This window comes from Kangiella sp. M94 (assembly GCF_054926195.1).
This window is the reverse complement of the sequence record NZ_CM142903.1, coordinates 92,346-110,163: the sequence shown is the minus strand read 5'-3', so window position 1 is coordinate 110,163 and position 17,818 is coordinate 92,346. Positions and strand designations below refer to the sequence as shown.

Annotated in this window: 20 protein-coding genes; 9 read left to right on the top strand and 11 right to left on the bottom strand. The window is 46.0% G+C overall.

All coding sequences use genetic code 11. The features are described from left to right. The first annotated feature begins 128 nt into the window (after window positions 1–128). Together ACYTXU_RS00530 and ACYTXU_RS00525 are read left to right on the top strand one after the other, a co-directional pair. Window positions 129–1,904 (top strand): chloride channel protein, encoded by a 1,776-nt coding sequence (locus ACYTXU_RS00530; RefSeq protein WP_462207578.1) that lies wholly within the window; start codon window positions 129–131, stop codon window positions 1,902–1,904. A gap of 10 nt (window positions 1,905–1,914) precedes the next feature. Next, window positions 1,915–2,334 carry a CopD family protein gene (locus ACYTXU_RS00525; protein ID WP_462207576.1) on the top strand — a complete coding sequence of 140 codons (420 nt, stop codon included), beginning with the start codon at window positions 1,915–1,917 and terminating at the stop codon, window positions 2,332–2,334. Here ACYTXU_RS00525 and ACYTXU_RS00520 read toward each other — a convergent pair. The 6 genes from ACYTXU_RS00520 to ACYTXU_RS00495 form a co-directional block, all read right to left on the bottom strand. Beyond that, window positions 2,270–3,127: a DUF817 domain-containing protein gene (locus tag ACYTXU_RS00520; protein ID WP_462207574.1), complete on the bottom strand. Its 858-nt coding sequence runs from the start codon at window positions 3,125–3,127 to the stop codon at window positions 2,270–2,272. The genes ACYTXU_RS00525 and ACYTXU_RS00520 overlap by 65 nt on opposite strands. A gap of 92 nt (window positions 3,128–3,219) precedes the next feature. Next, window positions 3,220–4,551 carry a peptide-methionine (S)-S-oxide reductase MsrA gene (gene msrA / locus ACYTXU_RS00515; RefSeq protein ID WP_462207572.1) on the bottom strand — a complete coding sequence of 444 codons (1,332 nt, stop codon included), beginning with the start codon at window positions 4,549–4,551 and terminating at the stop codon, window positions 3,220–3,222. Between the two features lie 126 nt (window positions 4,552–4,677). After that, entirely contained in the window at window positions 4,678–5,520 is an 843-nt protein-coding gene (locus tag ACYTXU_RS00510; RefSeq protein ID WP_462207571.1) for a hypothetical protein, read from the bottom strand. Between the two features lie 27 nt (window positions 5,521–5,547). Next, window positions 5,548–5,877: a YbjQ family protein gene (locus ACYTXU_RS00505; protein ID WP_290623555.1), complete on the bottom strand. Its 330-nt coding sequence runs from the start codon at window positions 5,875–5,877 to the stop codon at window positions 5,548–5,550. 16 nt (window positions 5,878–5,893) lie between these two features. After that, on the bottom strand, window positions 5,894–6,331 hold the full coding sequence (locus ACYTXU_RS00500) for an anti-sigma factor family protein (protein WP_462207569.1): 438 nt from the start codon (window positions 6,329–6,331) through the stop codon (window positions 5,894–5,896). After that, window positions 6,318–6,818, bottom strand: coding sequence for an RNA polymerase sigma factor (locus ACYTXU_RS00495; RefSeq protein ID WP_462207567.1), 501 nt, complete (start codon window positions 6,816–6,818; stop codon window positions 6,318–6,320). Before ACYTXU_RS00495 ends, ACYTXU_RS00500 begins: the two co-directional genes overlap by 14 nt. Before the next feature lie 192 nt (window positions 6,819–7,010). On the opposite strand from ACYTXU_RS00495, the gene yghU reads away from it, so the two are divergent. After that, a complete protein-coding gene (gene yghU / locus ACYTXU_RS00490; RefSeq protein ID WP_462207565.1) occupies window positions 7,011–7,880 on the top strand; it encodes a glutathione-dependent disulfide-bond oxidoreductase in 870 nt (289 codons plus the stop codon). 14 nt (window positions 7,881–7,894) lie between these two features. After that, on the top strand, window positions 7,895–8,506 hold the full coding sequence (locus tag ACYTXU_RS00485; protein ID WP_462207564.1) for a DUF2238 domain-containing protein: 612 nt from the start codon (window positions 7,895–7,897) through the stop codon (window positions 8,504–8,506). 174 nt (window positions 8,507–8,680) lie between these two features. Here the strand turns inward: ACYTXU_RS00485 and ACYTXU_RS00480 are convergent, their stop codons facing one another. Next, complete coding sequence (locus ACYTXU_RS00480; RefSeq protein WP_462207562.1) at window positions 8,681–9,289, bottom strand: hypothetical protein; 609 nt, start codon at window positions 9,287–9,289, stop codon at window positions 8,681–8,683. Between the two features lie 320 nt (window positions 9,290–9,609). On the opposite strand from ACYTXU_RS00480, the gene ACYTXU_RS00475 reads away from it, so the two are divergent. Further along, window positions 9,610–9,942 (top strand): hypothetical protein, encoded by a 333-nt coding sequence (locus ACYTXU_RS00475; RefSeq protein ID WP_462207561.1) that lies wholly within the window; start codon window positions 9,610–9,612, stop codon window positions 9,940–9,942. A gap of 44 nt (window positions 9,943–9,986) precedes the next feature. Here the strand turns inward: ACYTXU_RS00475 and ACYTXU_RS00470 are convergent, their stop codons facing one another. Further along, window positions 9,987–10,175, bottom strand: coding sequence for a rubredoxin (locus ACYTXU_RS00470; RefSeq protein ID WP_012800329.1), 189 nt, complete (start codon window positions 10,173–10,175; stop codon window positions 9,987–9,989). 166 nt (window positions 10,176–10,341) lie between these two features. Here ACYTXU_RS00470 and ACYTXU_RS00465 point away from each other — a divergent pair, with 166 nt between their 5' ends. Further along, a complete protein-coding gene (locus ACYTXU_RS00465) occupies window positions 10,342–11,403 on the top strand; it encodes an aspartate carbamoyltransferase (RefSeq protein ID WP_462207559.1) in 1,062 nt (353 codons plus the stop codon). Window positions 11,404–11,442: 39 nt separating this feature from the next. After that, window positions 11,443–12,717 carry a glutamate-1-semialdehyde 2,1-aminomutase gene (gene hemL / locus ACYTXU_RS00460; protein WP_462207557.1) on the top strand — a complete coding sequence of 425 codons (1,275 nt, stop codon included), beginning with the start codon at window positions 11,443–11,445 and terminating at the stop codon, window positions 12,715–12,717. Window positions 12,718–12,809: 92 nt separating this feature from the next. Here hemL and ACYTXU_RS00455 read toward each other — a convergent pair whose 3' ends face one another. After that, entirely contained in the window at window positions 12,810–13,148 is a 339-nt protein-coding gene (locus ACYTXU_RS00455; protein ID WP_462207556.1) for a hypothetical protein, read from the bottom strand. A gap of 134 nt (window positions 13,149–13,282) precedes the next feature. On the opposite strand from ACYTXU_RS00455, the gene ACYTXU_RS00450 reads away from it, so the two are divergent. Both ACYTXU_RS00450 and ACYTXU_RS00445 read left to right on the top strand, forming a co-directional pair. Then, window positions 13,283–14,071, top strand: a complete 789-nt coding sequence (locus ACYTXU_RS00450; protein ID WP_462209445.1) for an SDR family oxidoreductase — start codon at window positions 13,283–13,285, stop codon at window positions 14,069–14,071. A gap of 19 nt (window positions 14,072–14,090) precedes the next feature. After that, entirely contained in the window at window positions 14,091–15,536 is a 1,446-nt protein-coding gene (locus ACYTXU_RS00445) for an aldehyde dehydrogenase (protein ID WP_462207554.1), read from the top strand. Window positions 15,537–15,836: 300 nt separating this feature from the next. Here ACYTXU_RS00445 and ACYTXU_RS00440 read toward each other — a convergent pair whose 3' ends face one another. Both ACYTXU_RS00440 and ACYTXU_RS00435 read right to left on the bottom strand, forming a co-directional pair. Then, window positions 15,837–16,946, bottom strand: coding sequence for a zinc metalloprotease (locus tag ACYTXU_RS00440; protein WP_462207553.1), 1,110 nt, complete (start codon window positions 16,944–16,946; stop codon window positions 15,837–15,839). Between the two features lie 24 nt (window positions 16,947–16,970). Next, window positions 16,971–17,735, bottom strand: coding sequence for a hypothetical protein (locus ACYTXU_RS00435; RefSeq protein ID WP_462207552.1), 765 nt, complete (start codon window positions 17,733–17,735; stop codon window positions 16,971–16,973). Between the last annotated feature and the right edge of the window lie 83 nt (window positions 17,736–17,818).

Sequence of the window (17,818 nt, the reverse complement as noted above, 5' to 3'; positions counted from 1 at the left end):
TTCTTATTATGTAACTAATTGAATACAATGGCTAATTTTTTTAGCTAACGCCGAAGCGACGATACATTGCGATTAAAGCAAAATAATTCATCGCAGGGAACAAAACTTATCACAAACTCACAACGCCAATGACACTGATCGACCGCTTACGATTACGACTTGGGGGCTTTGACGCATTAGCCCTGATGGCGGTTATTGGATTAATTTGTGGACTCCTGGCCGGTGGTTCGAACATCCTGTTTCGACTCTTCACCGAAAGCTCGCTGGTTCTCTGGGCAACCGACCCCAATAGCAACACCGATTACGAAACTATGGACTGGTTGTATCGATTATTATTGCCTACCATTGGCGGCCTGATAGTAGGTTTGCTGTTACAGAAACTGAAACCTGAACATCGTCAAGTCGGAGTATCCCATGTATTGGAGCGTATGAGTTATCACCAGGGCCACTTACCGCCACAAAACGCTTTTGTACAATTTATTTTGGGTGGACTGACGATTGCTTCGGGCCAATCGGTTGGTCGTGAGGGGCCTGGCATTCACCTAGGCTCCGCCTCAGCCAGCTGGGTTGGGCAAAAACTGAAACTACCCAACAACAGCACCCGTATTCTGGTTGGTTGTGGTTGTGCTGCCGCCATCTCTGCGAACTTTAACACACCGCTGGCCGGGGTGATTTTCGCCATGGAAATCATCATCATGGAATACGCGGTTGCAAGCTTTATTCCGATTATTCTGGCCTCTGTGGCCGGTGCCATTTTAACTCGCCTGGTGTTTGGTGACGGTGCCTCGTTTGATGTACCTTCCAAGTTGGACATTCAATCGCTGTGGGAAATGCCCTATTTTCTACTGGTGGGTTTTGCCGGGGGAGTCTTCGCCAGCATCTTTATCATGGCTACCCGCAAAGTCAGACAGATTTCGCGAGAATGGCCTGTATGGCTCAAAACCACCGTCGCCGGTACCAGTGTTGGCATCATTGCCATTGGTATTCCTCAGGTCATGGGGATTGGTTACGACTCGGTTAATGGCGCCTTGCAAGGAGAACTAGCATTAACAATTTTAGCCCTGGCGTTAGTCGGTAAGCTGATAGCAACCATCATCTGTTCGGGATTGTCATTGCCCGGTGGGGTCATCGGCCCAGCCCTGTTTATGGGCGCTATGCTCGGTGGCGTCATGGGCAATATCGGTGGCGAACTATTCCCCGACCAAGCTAGCTTCGAAGGATTCTATGCCATGATTGGCATGGCAACTGTAATGGGCGCAGTACTACAAGCGCCGCTGGCTGCCTTGATGGCTTTATTGGAACTGACCAATAACCCGAATATTATTTTCCCGGGCATGTTTTCTATCGTAATCGGCAACCTGGTTGTGACCCAGCTGTTCAAGCAACAGTCGTTCTGGGAAACTCAGATGACCGACCGCGGCCTCGACTTGCGCGTCAGTCCAATCAAACAGGTACTGCGCAGTATTGGTGTAGCTGGCGTTATGTCACGCAGCATTGCAACACTTAACTTCCGCTCCACACCGGACGAAATCGAAGTTGCACTCAAAGACAAACCGCGCTGGGTTCTGGTTATGGAAGATGAGCATGTGACATCCATGATGGTCGCCAGCGATCTGGTTCGCTATATGATGGAGCGCGAAGAAAAGCAGCGTGAAGAAACGCCAAAACCTGACGCCGAACAAAAACGTAAAGTCATTAATCTGCTAAAAATACCGGCTAATCGTCAGAACCTGGTATCGATCACGCTACAGGCGACGCTTGAAGAGACTTTCGACAAGATGGAACAGGCGAAAATGTCAGCGGCTTATGTGTACCGGATCACACACGACGGACAAGAGCGTATTTATGGTGTTATCACCCGCGATATGATTACTGACCAATACGTCTACTCAAAAAAACCATAAGGCGAAACGCATGTTGTGGATTAAAACTTTTCATATCTTTTTTATGGTTGCCTGGTTTGCCGGCATTTTTTATTTACCGCGAATTTTCGTCAATCTGGCGATGACTGAAAATGACGGTGCTTTTAATCAGCTTAATATTATGGCGCGTAAGCTGTATCGCTTTATCACACCTTTCATGGTCTTGACCGTTATCTTTGGCCTGTGGCTCGCCTCCTACAATTGGAGCTACTACATGAACTCAGGCTGGTTCCACGCCAAGATGACACTAATCGTTTTATTAATTATTTATCACTTCATCTGCGGCATGTACCAAAAGCAATTTGCCGACGGCAGCTGCAACAAAAGCCAAACCTATTTCCGAGTCTTTAACGAGTTACCGGTTCTGATTCTGCTGGGAGCTCTGATTCTGGCGATTGTGAAGCCTTTTTAGTTCCAGGCATTTGCATCGGCAATTTAATTCGATTAACCAAAGTCACCAATACAAAACTCAGCAACATTAATAAATACCACGAAGACAGCTTAGCAAGAGGTACCATTTGCCAGGCTTCTTTTTGGTTGGGGTAAAGCCAGATGTTGGCGTAAGTAGCAATATTCTCAGCGAACCAGATAAAGAGCGCGACCAGAAACCAGCCAAACAGCAATGGCATTTTGCGGTGGGTTTTAATCACCTTGAAATGAATCTGGGTACTGAAGAACAGATAAAAAGTGACTACCAAAATCACCCAACGTAAGTCATACCAATAATGGTGAGTAAAGAAGTTAATATAGACAGCGGTGACTAAAATAACCGTTGTCCATTTGGGTGGATAATTACTGTAACGGAAATCGAAGATACGCCAGACGCGTGCCAGATAGCTGCCTACCGCACTGTACATAAAGCCAGTAAATAATGGCACATTGGCGATACCAAAGATAAATTCTTCAGGATAGTGCCAGGACTGAATGGCATCGGAAGTCTTAAATAACTCCATCACCGTTGCGACAAGGTGGAAGACGATGATAACCAAGGCCTCTTTCCAGGTTTCCAGCTTAAACAACAACATAAAAACTTGGAACAAAATTGCGGCCAGGAAAATAAAGTCGTAGCGGTGCAGACCATCAATCGGATACCAGTACTTGGTGATCAGCATCACCCCCAGCAAGAAGCCACCGAACATACAGGCATAGGCCTGCTTCAAGCCAAAGACCCAGAACTCATGCACAAACTGTTTGATATTGTTCATTTAGATAGTGCCATTCCCCAGTTGATGGAATGATACTACCTAATTTATCGGACAAAATCCTGCGTAATTATGACCAATTCTGTTAACAGCTATTACAACTTCTCTCTGGGCACAAACTCCAAGACTGTGGCGTTGATGCAATAACGTTGCTTGCCATTAGGGCCATCATCGAACACATGCCCCAAATGAATGCCTGTCGAAGCAGAGCGAAGTTCGGTGCGCTGCATGCCCATGCTGTTATCTTCATGATAGGTTACAGCGCCGTCAACCGGCTTGGTGAATGATAACCAGCCTGTTCCTGAGTTAAATCTATCGCGGGTATCAAACAATGGCTGCCCACTCAGCTTATCGACAAAAACACCGTCCGGTGTATCTTTGAAAATTTCATATTGCTTACAGAAACGTCCATCGGTGCCTTTCTGAAACGCCACATTGAAAGCCTCCGAATCACCTAGCTTGAAGTAGCCCAGCGCTTTGTAGAATTCTTTGGCTGATAAATAGCCCTGATAGCCTAAAGCCTCTTTGCCATTTTCAATAAACAGGATGGTCGGTGTTGCCCAGGTTGGTGTCGTCACTTCCAATCCATCCAGTTGAGAAGCATAGCGGAACGTCATCGGAATGGTGCCCTGATAATCATTAGCCACATCCTTTTTGAATTTCTCGCAATAAGGGCAATAGTCCTGCGAATCGACAATCACAATCTGCTTGCCGCTTAACAAGGTGCTGTTATCGACTTCATCAAGCTCCTGCTTGCCGTCAAAAGTCACACCGGTGGAAAAGTCAGGGCAATATCCATTCGGATTTTTGCGCAAGTAATCCTGATGATAATCTTCTGCTGGGTGAAATTTATCAAGCGGCTTGATCACGGTAACAATCTTGCCGTAACCGGCTTTGCTCATAAGTTCCTGAAACTCGTCTTTTAAACGATTGGCAATTTTTTCCTGCTCAGGACTATTGATCAAAATGGTGGAACGGTATTGAGTTCCGACATCGTTTCCCTGACGATTTAATTGAGTCGGATCATGAGACTCGAAATAATCTTTGATAATGGTTTCAAGACTGATTTGTTGCGGATTAAAAGTCACTTTAACCACTTCCGCATAATTATCTGGATTGAGCTTATGTTTGGATTTGGTGATTTCAGCATAAGTCGCCGGATGGCCACGCCCATCGGCATAACCCACTTCGGCATCGATAACACCTGGTAGCGCTTCCAAACGCTTCTCAGCACCCCAGAAACAACCCTCGCCCAGCACAATGGTATCCACATGCTTGGTCGCTGGCATATCCTGCTCAAGGTTTTCAGGTTTTTCTTTATTAACAAAGGGTTGCTTGGACAGGCTTGCAGATTGAGCTCGCATCATCACAAAAGCCAGTCCAGCGACGACCAGCACGGTGATAATAAAAATTAAAACATTTTTCATCTAACTCACACCATTATTCAAGGATGGATTCAGTATGCATAAAAGCCAATGAAAATTTAGTCAATGTCCTTTACATACAATGAACTGATGTAAGTTAGAGTGGTATTTCCTTAATTTGTTACAGTTTTATAAAATCTCATAGGTCCAGCGCACTGTCTCAATATCATCTTTGGTCTCAACTACAATATCTGATTTTATATTTGTAAATGGCAGCCTTTCTAATTCATTGTTGATCAGCAACACAACCTGAGATGAACTTCCTCTCTTTATTTTGAACTCCAAGACAGCTACATCATTATCTTCCCAAGAATAGCATTGCATTATTTTATCTACATCGTAACTATTTCGCTCTTCCTTCGTGCAAGTGGTAGGCTCTTCCTCTTCCGCATAATAAAGTTTCCCTTGTTTATCCATCGATAGAACTTCAAATTCGAGTAACGTTTTCTCCGCCTCCAGAAACTCAATTACTTTATTCTCAGCCTCACGAAGCATAAGGTATTTCATGTCCCTAAATACAATTTCATCTGTAATACACTTTTCTGATGAAGCTCTCTTTTCAAAAGCATATCCAGCATAATCCTTAAATGACTTTTGCAAACAAAATTCGGACGTCTTTCCCGCTTTTTCCTCAATATAATAGCTCGCTCCAAGAAGTCTTATAGTCTGCTCATTATTAATTGGAGTCAAAACAAATAGATATTCTTTTGATCCATAATAATACTCCGCTGAATGCTGATAACTTACTGCTTTAATCTCCTTTTGAAGATTACTTTGTAGGCTATCGGTAACCTTTATGTTGTAGCGAAAGTAATAATTCATGCAAAGGCTTACATCACAATTCATCTTTGACAAACCAGTATTTTCTAGACTCAAAATCTTGCCTTTAAGGACCAGGTATTTATCGTTAGTCAAACTCTTTTGTGCAAATACCAGCAGTCCCAGCACGAATACTAATTTAAACACTTTCATGAAGATTCCTTTTTTATGAATTTAAATTTATTCCTTTTCCATCACCACCGCTGTGCCAAAGGCTAACAACTCAGCAGCCATGCTCGCGATCATGGAGGTTTCGAAACGCACGCCGACGACAGCGTTTGCACCGAGCATTCTGGCTTCGTCACACATGCGGTCAATAGCCTGCTCTCGGCTTTCCGCCATCAGCTTGGTGTATTCATGCACTTCACCACCAACCAGGTTACGTAAGCCTGCCAGAATATCTTTGCCCACATGGCGTGTACGCACGGAATTACCACGCACCAAACCGATTACTTTACTAACCTTATGGCCAGGTACTTGCTCCACTGTATAGACTTCAATATCGCTCATTGTTTTATTCCTTCTATTAAAATTTAACGTTCTTATATTTGTCTGTTTTAAGGGCAATAATTCGTTGGCGTAACACACTACCCAATAATAACAGCACACCAGCTTCTATCAAAAAGACACCCGCTTTTACCCAGAATGGAACTGACGGTTCGGTGTAGAAGGTAAATAGTTGCCACACCATAAAACCGACAAAGCCGATAATTAAAATAATCCAGCCCACTAACGCCATACCGTTGGCTACTGGCTCCTTAATAATTTTGTCCAATTGTGCCTCCTCGCATTCCGGGTATTGTAAATTACCCATCTCCTGCTTAATCGCCAATAAATCGTCATACACAGCTCGGCATTGGTCGCATGATTCAATATGCACACGCACTCTTTGTCGATCCTGTTGGTTCAACTCATGATCGATATAACCGCTGATTAATTCCTGGGTTTTATCACACAGATTCATGATTCACCTCATTCAATTCGTTTTTCAAAAGTTCTCGCAATGCCATTCGTGCCCGATGCAGTCTCGACATCACAGTGCCAGCCGGAATCGCTAATATTTCCGCAATATCCTCATAGCTATTACCATGATAATCGCGCAACACAATCAACTCTCTCTGCATCAAAGGCAAAGCATTCAAGGCTGTCATCAGTCGCGTTTTAATTTGCAGTTGCTCAAGATGTCTTTCCGGCGACTGAGTCGGCGAACTTTGCTGCTCAGTATCCAGCTCATCTTCTCGCGACAATTGCCGAATCCGATCGATCGCTGCATTACGCACAACACGGTAAAGCCATTTCTGTAAATCGATACCTCCTTTGGGTGCCTTTGGATGCGCCAGAGCCTTTTCTACACTGGCCTGCACCACATCCTCAGCATCACTCTGGCTACCCAATAATTGCACCGCAAAAATCAGGGCCTTTCGACTGTAATCAATCAATTCCTGCGACAATGACCTTGCCCTCTTGTTGTCGTTCTCAGTGGTTTAACGAGGAGTTAACGAATTTATTCCATATTTTTATACTTTTATACCATGACCAGCACGCATATCCATTATTTCATAGCCTTGATGGTGTTAATGATATGACGATGGCATTATGCTAGCTTTAGATTTATTCAAAAATAATGATGTCAGGAGAAGCATATGAGTAATACTTCCGACTATACCCCACCCAAAGTCTGGCAATGGGAGAAGGATGGCGGCGGTAAATTTGCCAAGATAAATCGTCCCATCTCTGGCCCCACTCACGCTAAAGATTTGCCAGTAGGTAAACACCCACTACAGTTGTATTCTTTGGCGACACCCAATGGCGTTAAAGTGACCATTCTGCTGGAAGAGTTGTTAGCTAAAGGCATCAAAGAAGCAGAATACGATGCCTATCTTATCGATATCAGCGAAGGTGATCAGTTCAGTAGCGGCTTTGTGCAGGTTAATCCTAATTCAAAAATTCCGGCCATGGTCGATAACAGCACCAACCCAGCGACTCGTATTTTCGAGTCAGGCGCTATTCTGTTATATCTGGCTGAAAAATTTGATGCCTTTCTGCCGAGCAAGCCTGAGCAACGCGCTGAATTGTTGTCCTGGTTATTCTGGCAAGTGGGTAGCGCACCCTATGTCGGCGGTGGCTTTGGTCATTTCTTTAAATACGCACCCATCAAACTTGAATACTGTATTGACCGATTCACCATGGAAACCAAGCGCCAACTGGATGTTCTGGATAAGCGTCTGGCCAACAACCAATACATTTGTGGCGATGAATACACCATTGCCGATATGGCGATTTGGCCCTGGTACGGCTGTCTGCTACTAGGCGAAGTCTATGAAGCGGCAGAGTTTTTGCAGGCCGACACCTATAAGCATGTAATGCGTTGGGCGAAAGAAATAGCGGGACGTGATGCGGTCAAACGTGGTCGCATGGTCAATCGCACCTGGGGTGAGCCACATGAGCAATTGCACGAACGCCATGACGCAAAAGACTTCGATACCAACACCGAAGACAAGAAAGACGATTAAGGAACGAAACGGCCATGCAAAATAATAAAGTAGCTATCAGCATCTGGATTGCCATTTTCATGGCCGTATTAATCTGGTCAGGGATAGGCCCAAAAGATTATCCAACCTGGGGGCTGGAAGTCGCTCCCGCAGTACTTGGCTTTATAGCGCTGGGCATGACCTACAAACGTTTCCCACTGACGCCAATGCTGTATATATTAATATTAATTCACAGCCTCATTTTAATCGTCGGCGGCCACTACACTTATGCTGAAGTGCCGCTGTTCGACGACATGAAACAATGGTTCGGCTGGGAGCGCAACAACTACGACAAACTAGGGCACTTTGTGCAAGGCTTCGTCCCCGCCATGATTGCTCGCGAAATCACCATCCGTCTCAACGTCTTCAACAACGCCAAATGGCGTACCTTCTTCATCATCAGCTTCTGCCTCGGCTTCAGCGCCTTCTACGAACTGATTGAATGGTGGGTCGCCCTACTCTCCGACGAAGCCGCCGAATCATTCCTCGGCACCCAAGGCTACGTCTGGGATACCCAGTCCGACATGTGGTGGTGTTTACTCGGCGCTATTATTGCATTGCTCACCTTGAGCAAATGGCATGATAAGCAGTTGAGTCGTTTGAATTAAACTGGCTGTTTCTGTACGGACAAGTCATGACTTGTCCCTACGCACACATTTGGGTAGGGGCAACCCAGTGTGGTTGCTCTGGTTCTATATCTCTGGGCGGGCACATTGGCCCGCCCCTACCCAGGCCTGTAGGTGTTTAAAGTTTTGAGCGCACCGACATCTCGCCCAACAAACCTATTCAGGTATATCCCCTGGCTGGGTATAAAACACAATCTCCCCACTCTCAGGATCAATTGACGCTGGTACAAACTTCAACTCCCTCTGGGCAAACTCATCAGACAAGGCGCCTACCGCTTCAACCGTATTCTGTGGCCCTTTAACACTAAGCTCAACCGAGACTTCGCAGGTGGATGATTTACACTCAACTTCAGCGTTTTCTACAAAAGCTTTTGCTCCAACAAATAGTACAATAGTTTGCAATTCATTTTGCCAATATCCAGACCAGTGGTAATCCTCCTCTTCATTTTCAAACTGCTCTGCCACTTGCTCATGGTCAGTCTTAATGTCCACTCCTGAAGGTGGAGATTCTTCATTGGGTGCGTTTATAGAATCGTCGGCTATATCTTCAACCTTCGTAACATCACTTTCATCAATTTGTTTTTCAATAGTAACGTCTTGGCTATCAGGTTTTATGGATTCGAGCTGCGAGTAAGCCTCCTCATCTTCAACTTGTTTAGCAGAGATAACTGCCTCAGAATTTTCCCTACTAAACACAGTTACTACCAACAAAGCAGAGACAATCAACAGTAGAACAATGATTAATGCTATTTTTGTTTTTTCCATGAATAGGTTCCTTTGTATTAATTGTATTTTTACATTAAACCTTCAGATTGAAACTCACTAAGAAAGTTCTGTCTAATATTAAGGTGTGCTAAGGCACACCCTACAAGAGCTATGGATTCCCGCCTTCGCGGGTGACTAATAAGGAATGCCTGTGGTGAATGACATGGAGTTGAGTAAGGTTTTATTTGTTGGTAGGGGCAACCCAATGTGGTTGCCCTAGTTTTAGAGCTCAGCCTACATCGCCCCCTCTATATCAACTTGCCATTTCTCAACGACTTAATTACTCTTAGTCACTTCATCAAAAATAAGAGAGTAAAAACATGGAACAACTAAAACATTCTGGCTTGGGTATCACAACATTTGTCTTGGGGTTAATTGCGCCGTTCGGTTTAATTATTTGCTTCATCATTGCAGGTGTAGCCGAAGCCAACACCTATGGTGGCATTGACCCAGAATCTACCTTAGCGATAGTTACTGGCTTATTCTTAATCTTTTTTATGGTTCTAAGTTTGGCGGCTATTGGCATTGGTATTGGGGCTCTGGTACAGAAAGGTTATAAAAAGCTACTTCCAATACTAGGTGTTACTATTTCATCGATAGTGCTATTAATGGCAGTCATACTCATGATTATTGGCGCTAACGCTGGCTACTAAACAAAAAAGCCTCCAGTCGGAGGCTTCTTAACAAAATCTATCGCTTAAAGACTTTTCTTGAACTCGTCAGTCATTAACTCAAAATCTTCTTTGCCGACGCCGCAGTCCGGGCAGTACCAGTCTTCTGGCACATCTTCCCAGCGAGTTCCGGGCGCGATGCCGTCTTCTTCCCAGCCTAGTTCTTCGTCATAAACAAAGTCACACACCAGGCAACGGTATTTTCTATATTCCACCAGCTAAACCTCTCGAATCTGTGTCTATATGGGCTTTTCAGGCCCACATTGTAAGCATTTTGTGCGCAATTACTAGATGAAGCGCCAGAAAATGGCGCATAAACAGGGAGTTATAGGCCTTTAATTGGGTCTGCGAGGCGCAAAAATACACCAATTGGCTAACTTCATGTTAGAATTGCGCCAACTTAAAAGTCATAACAAACATTTGGGTGCACGCATGGTTTTTCAAGGCCAACATATTCTCTCCATTGATCAATTAGACCGCGAAGCGGTTGAGCGAATCCTTCAAGTTGCTGATTTAATGCACCCTTATGTGGCTCGCGAGAAAAGCTGCCGCGTTCTTGATGGCGCGGTGCTTGCCAATATGTTCTTCGAACCCAGCACCCGCACCCGCATCAGTTTTGGCACTGCCTTTAACCTGCTTGGCGGTCATGTCCGCGAAACGGTCGGCATGTCCACTTCCTCGTTAGCAAAAGGCGAATCTCTGTACGATACGGCTCAAGTGCTAGCAACTTATGCAGACGTAGTGGCGATGCGCCATCCACAAGCGGGGTCAGTAGCAGAATTTGCCGCAGGCAGCAAAATCCCGGTGATTAATGGCGGTGACGGCCCGAATGAACACCCTACCCAAGCCCTGCTCGATATCTACACCATCTTCAATGAGCTGAACCGCATTCATAAAGGCACCGAAAAGCTGCGCATCGCCATGATGGGCGACTTGAAAAACGGTCGCACGGTGCACTCGCTGACCCAATTGTTGTGTGTCTTCCCCAATGTGGACTTCACCTTTGTCGCGCCCAATGCACTGGCCATGCCAGAAAAAGTATTGGCGGTGTGCGACAAGCACAGCCATCGCGTCACCATCACCGACAGCCTTGAAGAGGGCCTGCATACCCAAGACGTTATTTACCAGACACGCATTCAGGAAGAGCGCTTCGAAACGCAACGCGAAGCGGATCTCTATCGCGGCAAATACCGCCTCAACCAATCGCTTTATGAAAAACTCTGCGACCCGAACACCATCATCATGCATCCGCTACCACGCGACTCGCGTCCGGAAGCCAATGAGCTGAGCGATGACATGAATGATAATCCTAATCTGGCAATCTTTCGCCAGGCCTATTTCGGCGTCAAAGTGCGCATGGCCTTGTTCGCGTTAGTGCTGGGCGTTGAAGACAAGCTCAGTCAACACGAAGCTCCGGTCAGCTGGCACTCGAACAAGCTTTAATTCGTACCTCAATTTTTATACCCAATTATCGGAATTTTTATGACCACATCAGATCAATTATTTAATCGCGCCAAGCAGCACATTCCTGGTGGCGTCAACTCTCCTGTTCGTGCTTTCAACGGCGTTGGTGGCACTCCGATTTTCTTCAAGTCTGCGAACGGTGCATACTTCACCTCAGTCGACAATAAACATTACATCGATTACGTTGGCTCATGGGGGCCAATGATTCTTGGCCACAATCACCCGGCGATTTTAGAAGCTGTGATTAAAGCGGCTGAAAAAGGTTTGAGCTACGGCGCGCCCACCGAAGTGGAAGTCGAAATGGCAGACAAGATCTGCGAATTGATTCCATCGATTGAAATGGTGCGCATGGTTAACTCGGGTACCGAAGCGACCATGAGCGCGATTCGTCTGGCGCGTGGTTACACCCGTCGCGACAAAATCATCAAGTTTGAAGGCTGTTACCACGGCCACGCCGACTGCCTGTTGGTAAAAGCAGGTTCTGGCGCATTAACCCTTGGTGAGCCGACTTCACCGGGCGTGCCAGCAGATTTTGCCAAGCACACCTTAACGGCCGAGTTTAATAACCTTGATAGCGTCAAAGCGCTATTGTCAGAATTTGGCGATGACGTCGCCTGTATTATCGTCGAACCCATCGCCGGTAACATGAACTGTATTCCGCCAGTTCCGGGATTCCTCGAAGGACTGCGCGAACTGTGTGACCGACATGGTGCCGTATTGATTTTCGATGAAGTCATGACCGGCTTCAGAATGGGCGTGGATGGCGCGCAAGGTTATTACAACATCAAACCCGACATGACCTGTTTAGGCAAAGTCATCGGCGGCGGTATGCCAGTCGGTGCCTTTGGTGGTAAAAAAGAAATCTTCGAACAGCTGGCACCACTTGGCCCCGTCTATCAGGCAGGCACTTTATCAGGCAACCCAGTGGCCATGGCCGCAGGCCTTGCCGCCTTGAACGAGCTATCCAAACCAGGCTTTTACCAGCCACTGTTCGACTACACCGAACAACTGGCAGACGGGATGCGCGCGATAGCCCACGAAGCAAGCATCCCATTCACCACCAATCATGTCGGCTCCATGTTCGGCTTCTTCTTCAACGACGCCGAAACCGTCACCAGCTACCAGCAAGTCGCCAACGGCGATCTAGAACGCTTCAAAAAGTTCTACCACGCCATGCTAGACCAACACATCTACCTGGCACCGTCCGCGTTCGAAGCAGGCTTCGTCTCCGCAGCCCATGGCGAAAAAGAACTAGAGTTAACCTTGAGTGCAGTAAGAAAAGCATTACTTTAAAGCCATAAAAAAATCCCGCAGCAATGCGGGATTTTTTTAGCTCAATAGTTTTTTAATAAATTAATAAATGGTGCGTCACGACGCACCCTACGTTACCTAAAATCATCTAATGCAACGGTTGAATCGAAGTGATGTAAAAGCTTGTAGTCATCCCAGCCATTCTCACCAGAACACATAACCATTGAGCACTGAAACAAGTCCTTACTTATTGATTCGCTTTTGTATAGTACATCTTGTATTTCTGCCCAAAGGGACTGAACATCATTTGAATCGTAGTTAAAGTTCATATAACGCCCTTGATCATTCCCTTCGTCAAAATATGCTCTTTCAACCAAAGTATTCTTTTTTATTTCTTTGAATAACTGATTTATCTTCTCAAGTTCAAGGTTTGGCACTTTATCTGGCTGAACTTGAATTGAAATTGTTCTCATTATTTACTCTTTTATCTTGATTAGCTCTATTCATTGATAATCTACCACCAAACCTCTTGCGCACCAAACCGATTAAAATCCCTCCCGAAATATGCTTAAATGCTTCTTTTTACAGAATTCGATGATTTCCTATGATGAATTTAGATTTAACGGGTAAAAGTGCTTTGGTCTGTGGTTCGAGTCAGGGCATGGGTAAGGCGATTGCGGAGCAGTTGGCGTCGCAGGGTGCGTCGGTGATTCTTTTGGCGCGGAATAAGGCGAAGCTTGAGGCGGTGCGCGATGGACTGGATAAGTCCAAAGGTCAGAAGCATGCGGTTCTGGTAGCGGATTTTGCTTATCCTGAGCAGGTTAAGGCGACGGTGGCTGAGTTTTTAAAGCATGGTCAATTGGTTGAGATTCTGGTTAATAATACGGGCGGTCCTGCGCCGGGCCCTGCTAACGCCGCGGAAACGGATGATTTTCTGGCGGCTTTCAACCAGCATTTGATCTGTAATCATGAATTGATGAAGTTGTTGTTGCCGGGTATGAAAGAAGCATCTTATGGGCGTATCATCAATGTGATTTCGACTTCGGTTAAGCAACCTTTGCATGGTCTGGGCGTGTCGAACACAGTCCGCGGTGCGGTAGCCAACTGGGCAAAGACGTTAGCTAATGAGCTGGGCCAGTTTAATATCACGGTCAATAATGTATTGCCGGGTGCGACTAACACGGTGCGTTTGGAAGCCATTATTCAAAACAAGGCGAATAAGCAAGGCGTTTCCATCGAGGAGATGGAAGAGGAAGAAAAGTCGATCATTCCGATGCGTCGTTTCGGTGAGCCGGAAGAGTTTGCTAATGCGGTAGCGTTTTTAGCTTCGCCCGCGGCGGCTTATATTACGGGTATTAATTTACCGGTAGATGGCGGACGCACCAGCTGTCTGTAATCAGCACTAGAGAACCACTATGCAAATCATCAAGAACTACGTTAATGGCCAATTGCTCGATCCGTTTGCCGGTCAATACATTGATAATGTTGAACCGGCCACTGGGCAGGTTTATAGCAAAATCCCTAACTCGGATGAGCATGATTTAGAGCAGGCAGTTGTTGCCGCTGAACATGCGCAGAAAGGCTGGGCCAATACTCCGCTTGAGAAACGCGCTGAAATTTTGTGTCATCTGGCGGATATCATCGACGCCAATGCGGACATGTTGGCGCAAGCCGAAGCCATTGATAACGGCAAGCCGATTACGCTGGCCAAGAATGTTGATATTTATCGCGCCTCGGCTAACATCCGCTTTTTTGCGCACGCCATTACTCAGTTCTCCAGCGAAAGCCATGCCATGGAAGATGTCGCCATTAACTATACGCTGCGCGATCCGATTGGCGTGGTCGGTTGTATCTCTCCCTGGAATCTACCGCTCTATTTATTCACCTGGAAAATCGCACCAGCATTGGCGAGCGGTAACGCAGTCATTGCCAAGCCATCAGAAATCACGCCAATGACTGCCTTCCTATTTTCTAAGCTGTGCGTTGAAGCTGGCTTGCCTGATGGTGTGCTTAATATTCTGCACGGCACAGGCCCGAGTATCGGTGGCCCATTGACTACCCACCCTAAAATCAAGGCGATTAGCTTTACCGGCGGCACCGCAACTGGCGCACAAATTACCAAAGTCACCGCGGGTATGTTCAAGAAATTATCGCTGGAATTGGGTGGTAAAAACCCAACTTTGGTATTTGCCGATTGCGACTTTGAAGATACGGTCGAGAATGTAGTACGCGCAGCCTTTTCGAATCAGGGACAGATTTGTTTATGTGGTTCGCGAATTTATATTGAGCGCTCCATTTACGATAAGTTTAAGCAAGCTTTCATTGAGAAAGTAAAACAAATCAAGATTGGCGATCCGCTAGAAGCTGACACCCAACATGGAGCGCTGGTTTCCAAAGCGCACATGGAAAAAGTACTCTCCTACATTGAACTGGCGCAGGAAGAAGGCGGCACCGTGTTAACTGGCGGCAATCAGGTAACTTTAAAAGGCCGTTGCGAAAATGGTTACTTTGTTGAGCCAACCGTTATCGACGGCTTAACCAATCATTGCCGTACGAACCAAGAAGAAATTTTTGGCCCAGTCTGCACCATCATGCCATTTGATACCGACGACGAAGCGATTATGCTCGCTAACGGTACTGAATATGGTTTGGCTTCGAGTGTCTGGACCAACGATCTGAAACGTGCGCACCGCGTCGCCAAAGAAATCGAAGCCGGCATCGTCTGGATCAACTGCTGGTTACTGCGTGATTTGCGTACACCTTTTGGTGGGGTAAAAAGCTCAGGCGTTGGCCGCGAAGGTGGATTGGAAGCTTTGAGATTCTTCACTGAAGCAAAGAATGTGTGTGTGAAGTATCGGTAGCAAGCACTCTGGCTTGTCATTCCGGCCTCCGATCTGATCTCCCTTGAAAGTCACTGGATCCCGCGGTTAAACCGCGGGATGACGGTATATTTGGTTAGGTGTATACCCTAAAGCTAGTCATTCAGGCCTACAACCAAAAGCAGATTCCGGCTCGGAGGCCGGAATAACAAAACATGAAGTTGGTATCAATCCTGTTACGGATCGTTGATTTTTTTGGTAGGGGCAGACCTGTGTGTCTGCCCTTCTTTATAAAAAATATTGGGCGGGCACATTGGGCCGCCCCTACCTACTTTTCGATAATTAATTCACGCGAATCGGAATGTAGGTTGCGTTGTTGCTTTCTTCTACTTCAGCGATGGTGTTGTTTGGATCTAACAAGCCACCTAAGAAGTAGTTCTGGCCTGAGTTCAACGTCGATGGAATGGTTACCGTTCTGGTTGAAGTATAGACGCTACCTTCTGGCTGCAATGCAAATGAGGTGCTTGCAATCAGAGTATCAGCGGTGCTGATGAAGTTATTGGTTGAAACATAGTAGTAAATCGTTGGTGCCTGACCTGATTCACCATTATTTTCGTAGGTTAACTCCATGCGCACTTGCTGGCCCTTGCTGACGTTGTAGCGACGTTCGCCATTAACAAAGCTGTATGGCAGTTCTACGCCAGATGTGTTGTACAGCTTAGTGCGAATGTGCGAGCTGTAAGCACCACTTGCGCCACTGTATTTCCAATGGACTAAACCGACGTCCTGGACATTGCCGGCATTGTTACCGTACAGCTGACGCAGACCATAGTTCGCATCTTCGCCCATGTAGGCTAAAGCATAGACGTAGTTACGATGAATGTGGTCCCAATCCTGGCCCATGATGCTGTAGCGACCATTTTCATGACCTAAGCCTGCGCCATGACCAAACTCATGCAAAGCTGTGGTTTTAAACGGACGTGATGCACCGCCATAAGGGATTAAATTCTCAGCACGTGCACGAATACCGTACTCAACACCCGGTGTATAGTTTACAGTGTTCTTGAACACAATATCTGATTCAGAGATATTATTACTCCAACCAAAGAACCAGCGACATGAACTCCAGGTGTAGGCAACTGCTGGTGCGCTGATGCTGCTTGACCACCAGACTTCGTTTTGCCCATTGTTCATGCCTACTGATGTATCGCCATATTGCATGGAAAAACGGATTTTACTGGGGTTTTTGTTGAATTGAGTAATGACATGACCTAATGCTGTGCGGTAATCATTGCCCGATGGGAAGCCCACAGAGCTGGCGCGATAGGTCACGCTATTGGTGTTCCATTTTTTATATACACCATTACATGATGTATCCAAAGTTGCTGCTTGAGTTTCCATTCCTAAAAACGATGCAGCGATTACGCTAGAGATTAAAATTAACTTCTTCATTGTACTTCCTCCGTGAAGTAGTGATTATTGATGGTCAACATCATCGATGATGTCTTGAGCGGACTGCTTAGCTCGCGCTGGAACAGCTGGTGCTGGCATAGCGGTAGGAATCGCCGCCGAGAATCTTTGAGCCATATTCGCGCTCTTGATTTCTTTAGCTGGCTTACCTTTCATAGCAGACTGAACCACTTTCTTGAACTGCTGTACCGATGCACCTTTTGCTTGAGCTTGCGCTGGTAAAGTCTTACCGGCAATCTCGCCTTGTTCATCATCCATAGCTACCGGACGCTGCGCACGCTCAGCAGACTTACCGATTTGCACGGGTTTGCCGCTTTCAGTAAATACTTCGCCACTTTTCACTTTGAAGAAGCCTTCTGAACAGCGAACCAATGGGCATTGACCATCGCTTTTCTCTGCAATCATTAAAATGTTCTCTTCGCCAACATTGAACTCAGGAACATTCGACACTTCAAGCACATCGTACTGAGTGTCACTGATTTTTTTGATGCCGCCAATAAAGCGTAGCGTTACTTGACGACCTTTTTGCAGACCCTGCACATCATCTTCAATCTGGTAGGTTACGAACGTATGAGGAATGCCTTCAACAGAATCCTTGTAGTCAATTTTCATGACTTTTCCCTGGACAATGCTTTGGGCTTCTTTGGCTAATGATTCAATTCCTTTTGAGTTATTCATAGATGCCATGGTGGGTAGTGAGGCAAATGTTAGCGCAGAAACCACTGCACCCAACACTGCACATTTTTTTGTATTTAGGTAACTTTTTTTCATAAAACTTACTCCTTGTTGATTGTTCGCTTATTCCATATAAGCAGGAGTTATATTATGAATTTCGAGAGTCTTGACAAGGTGCA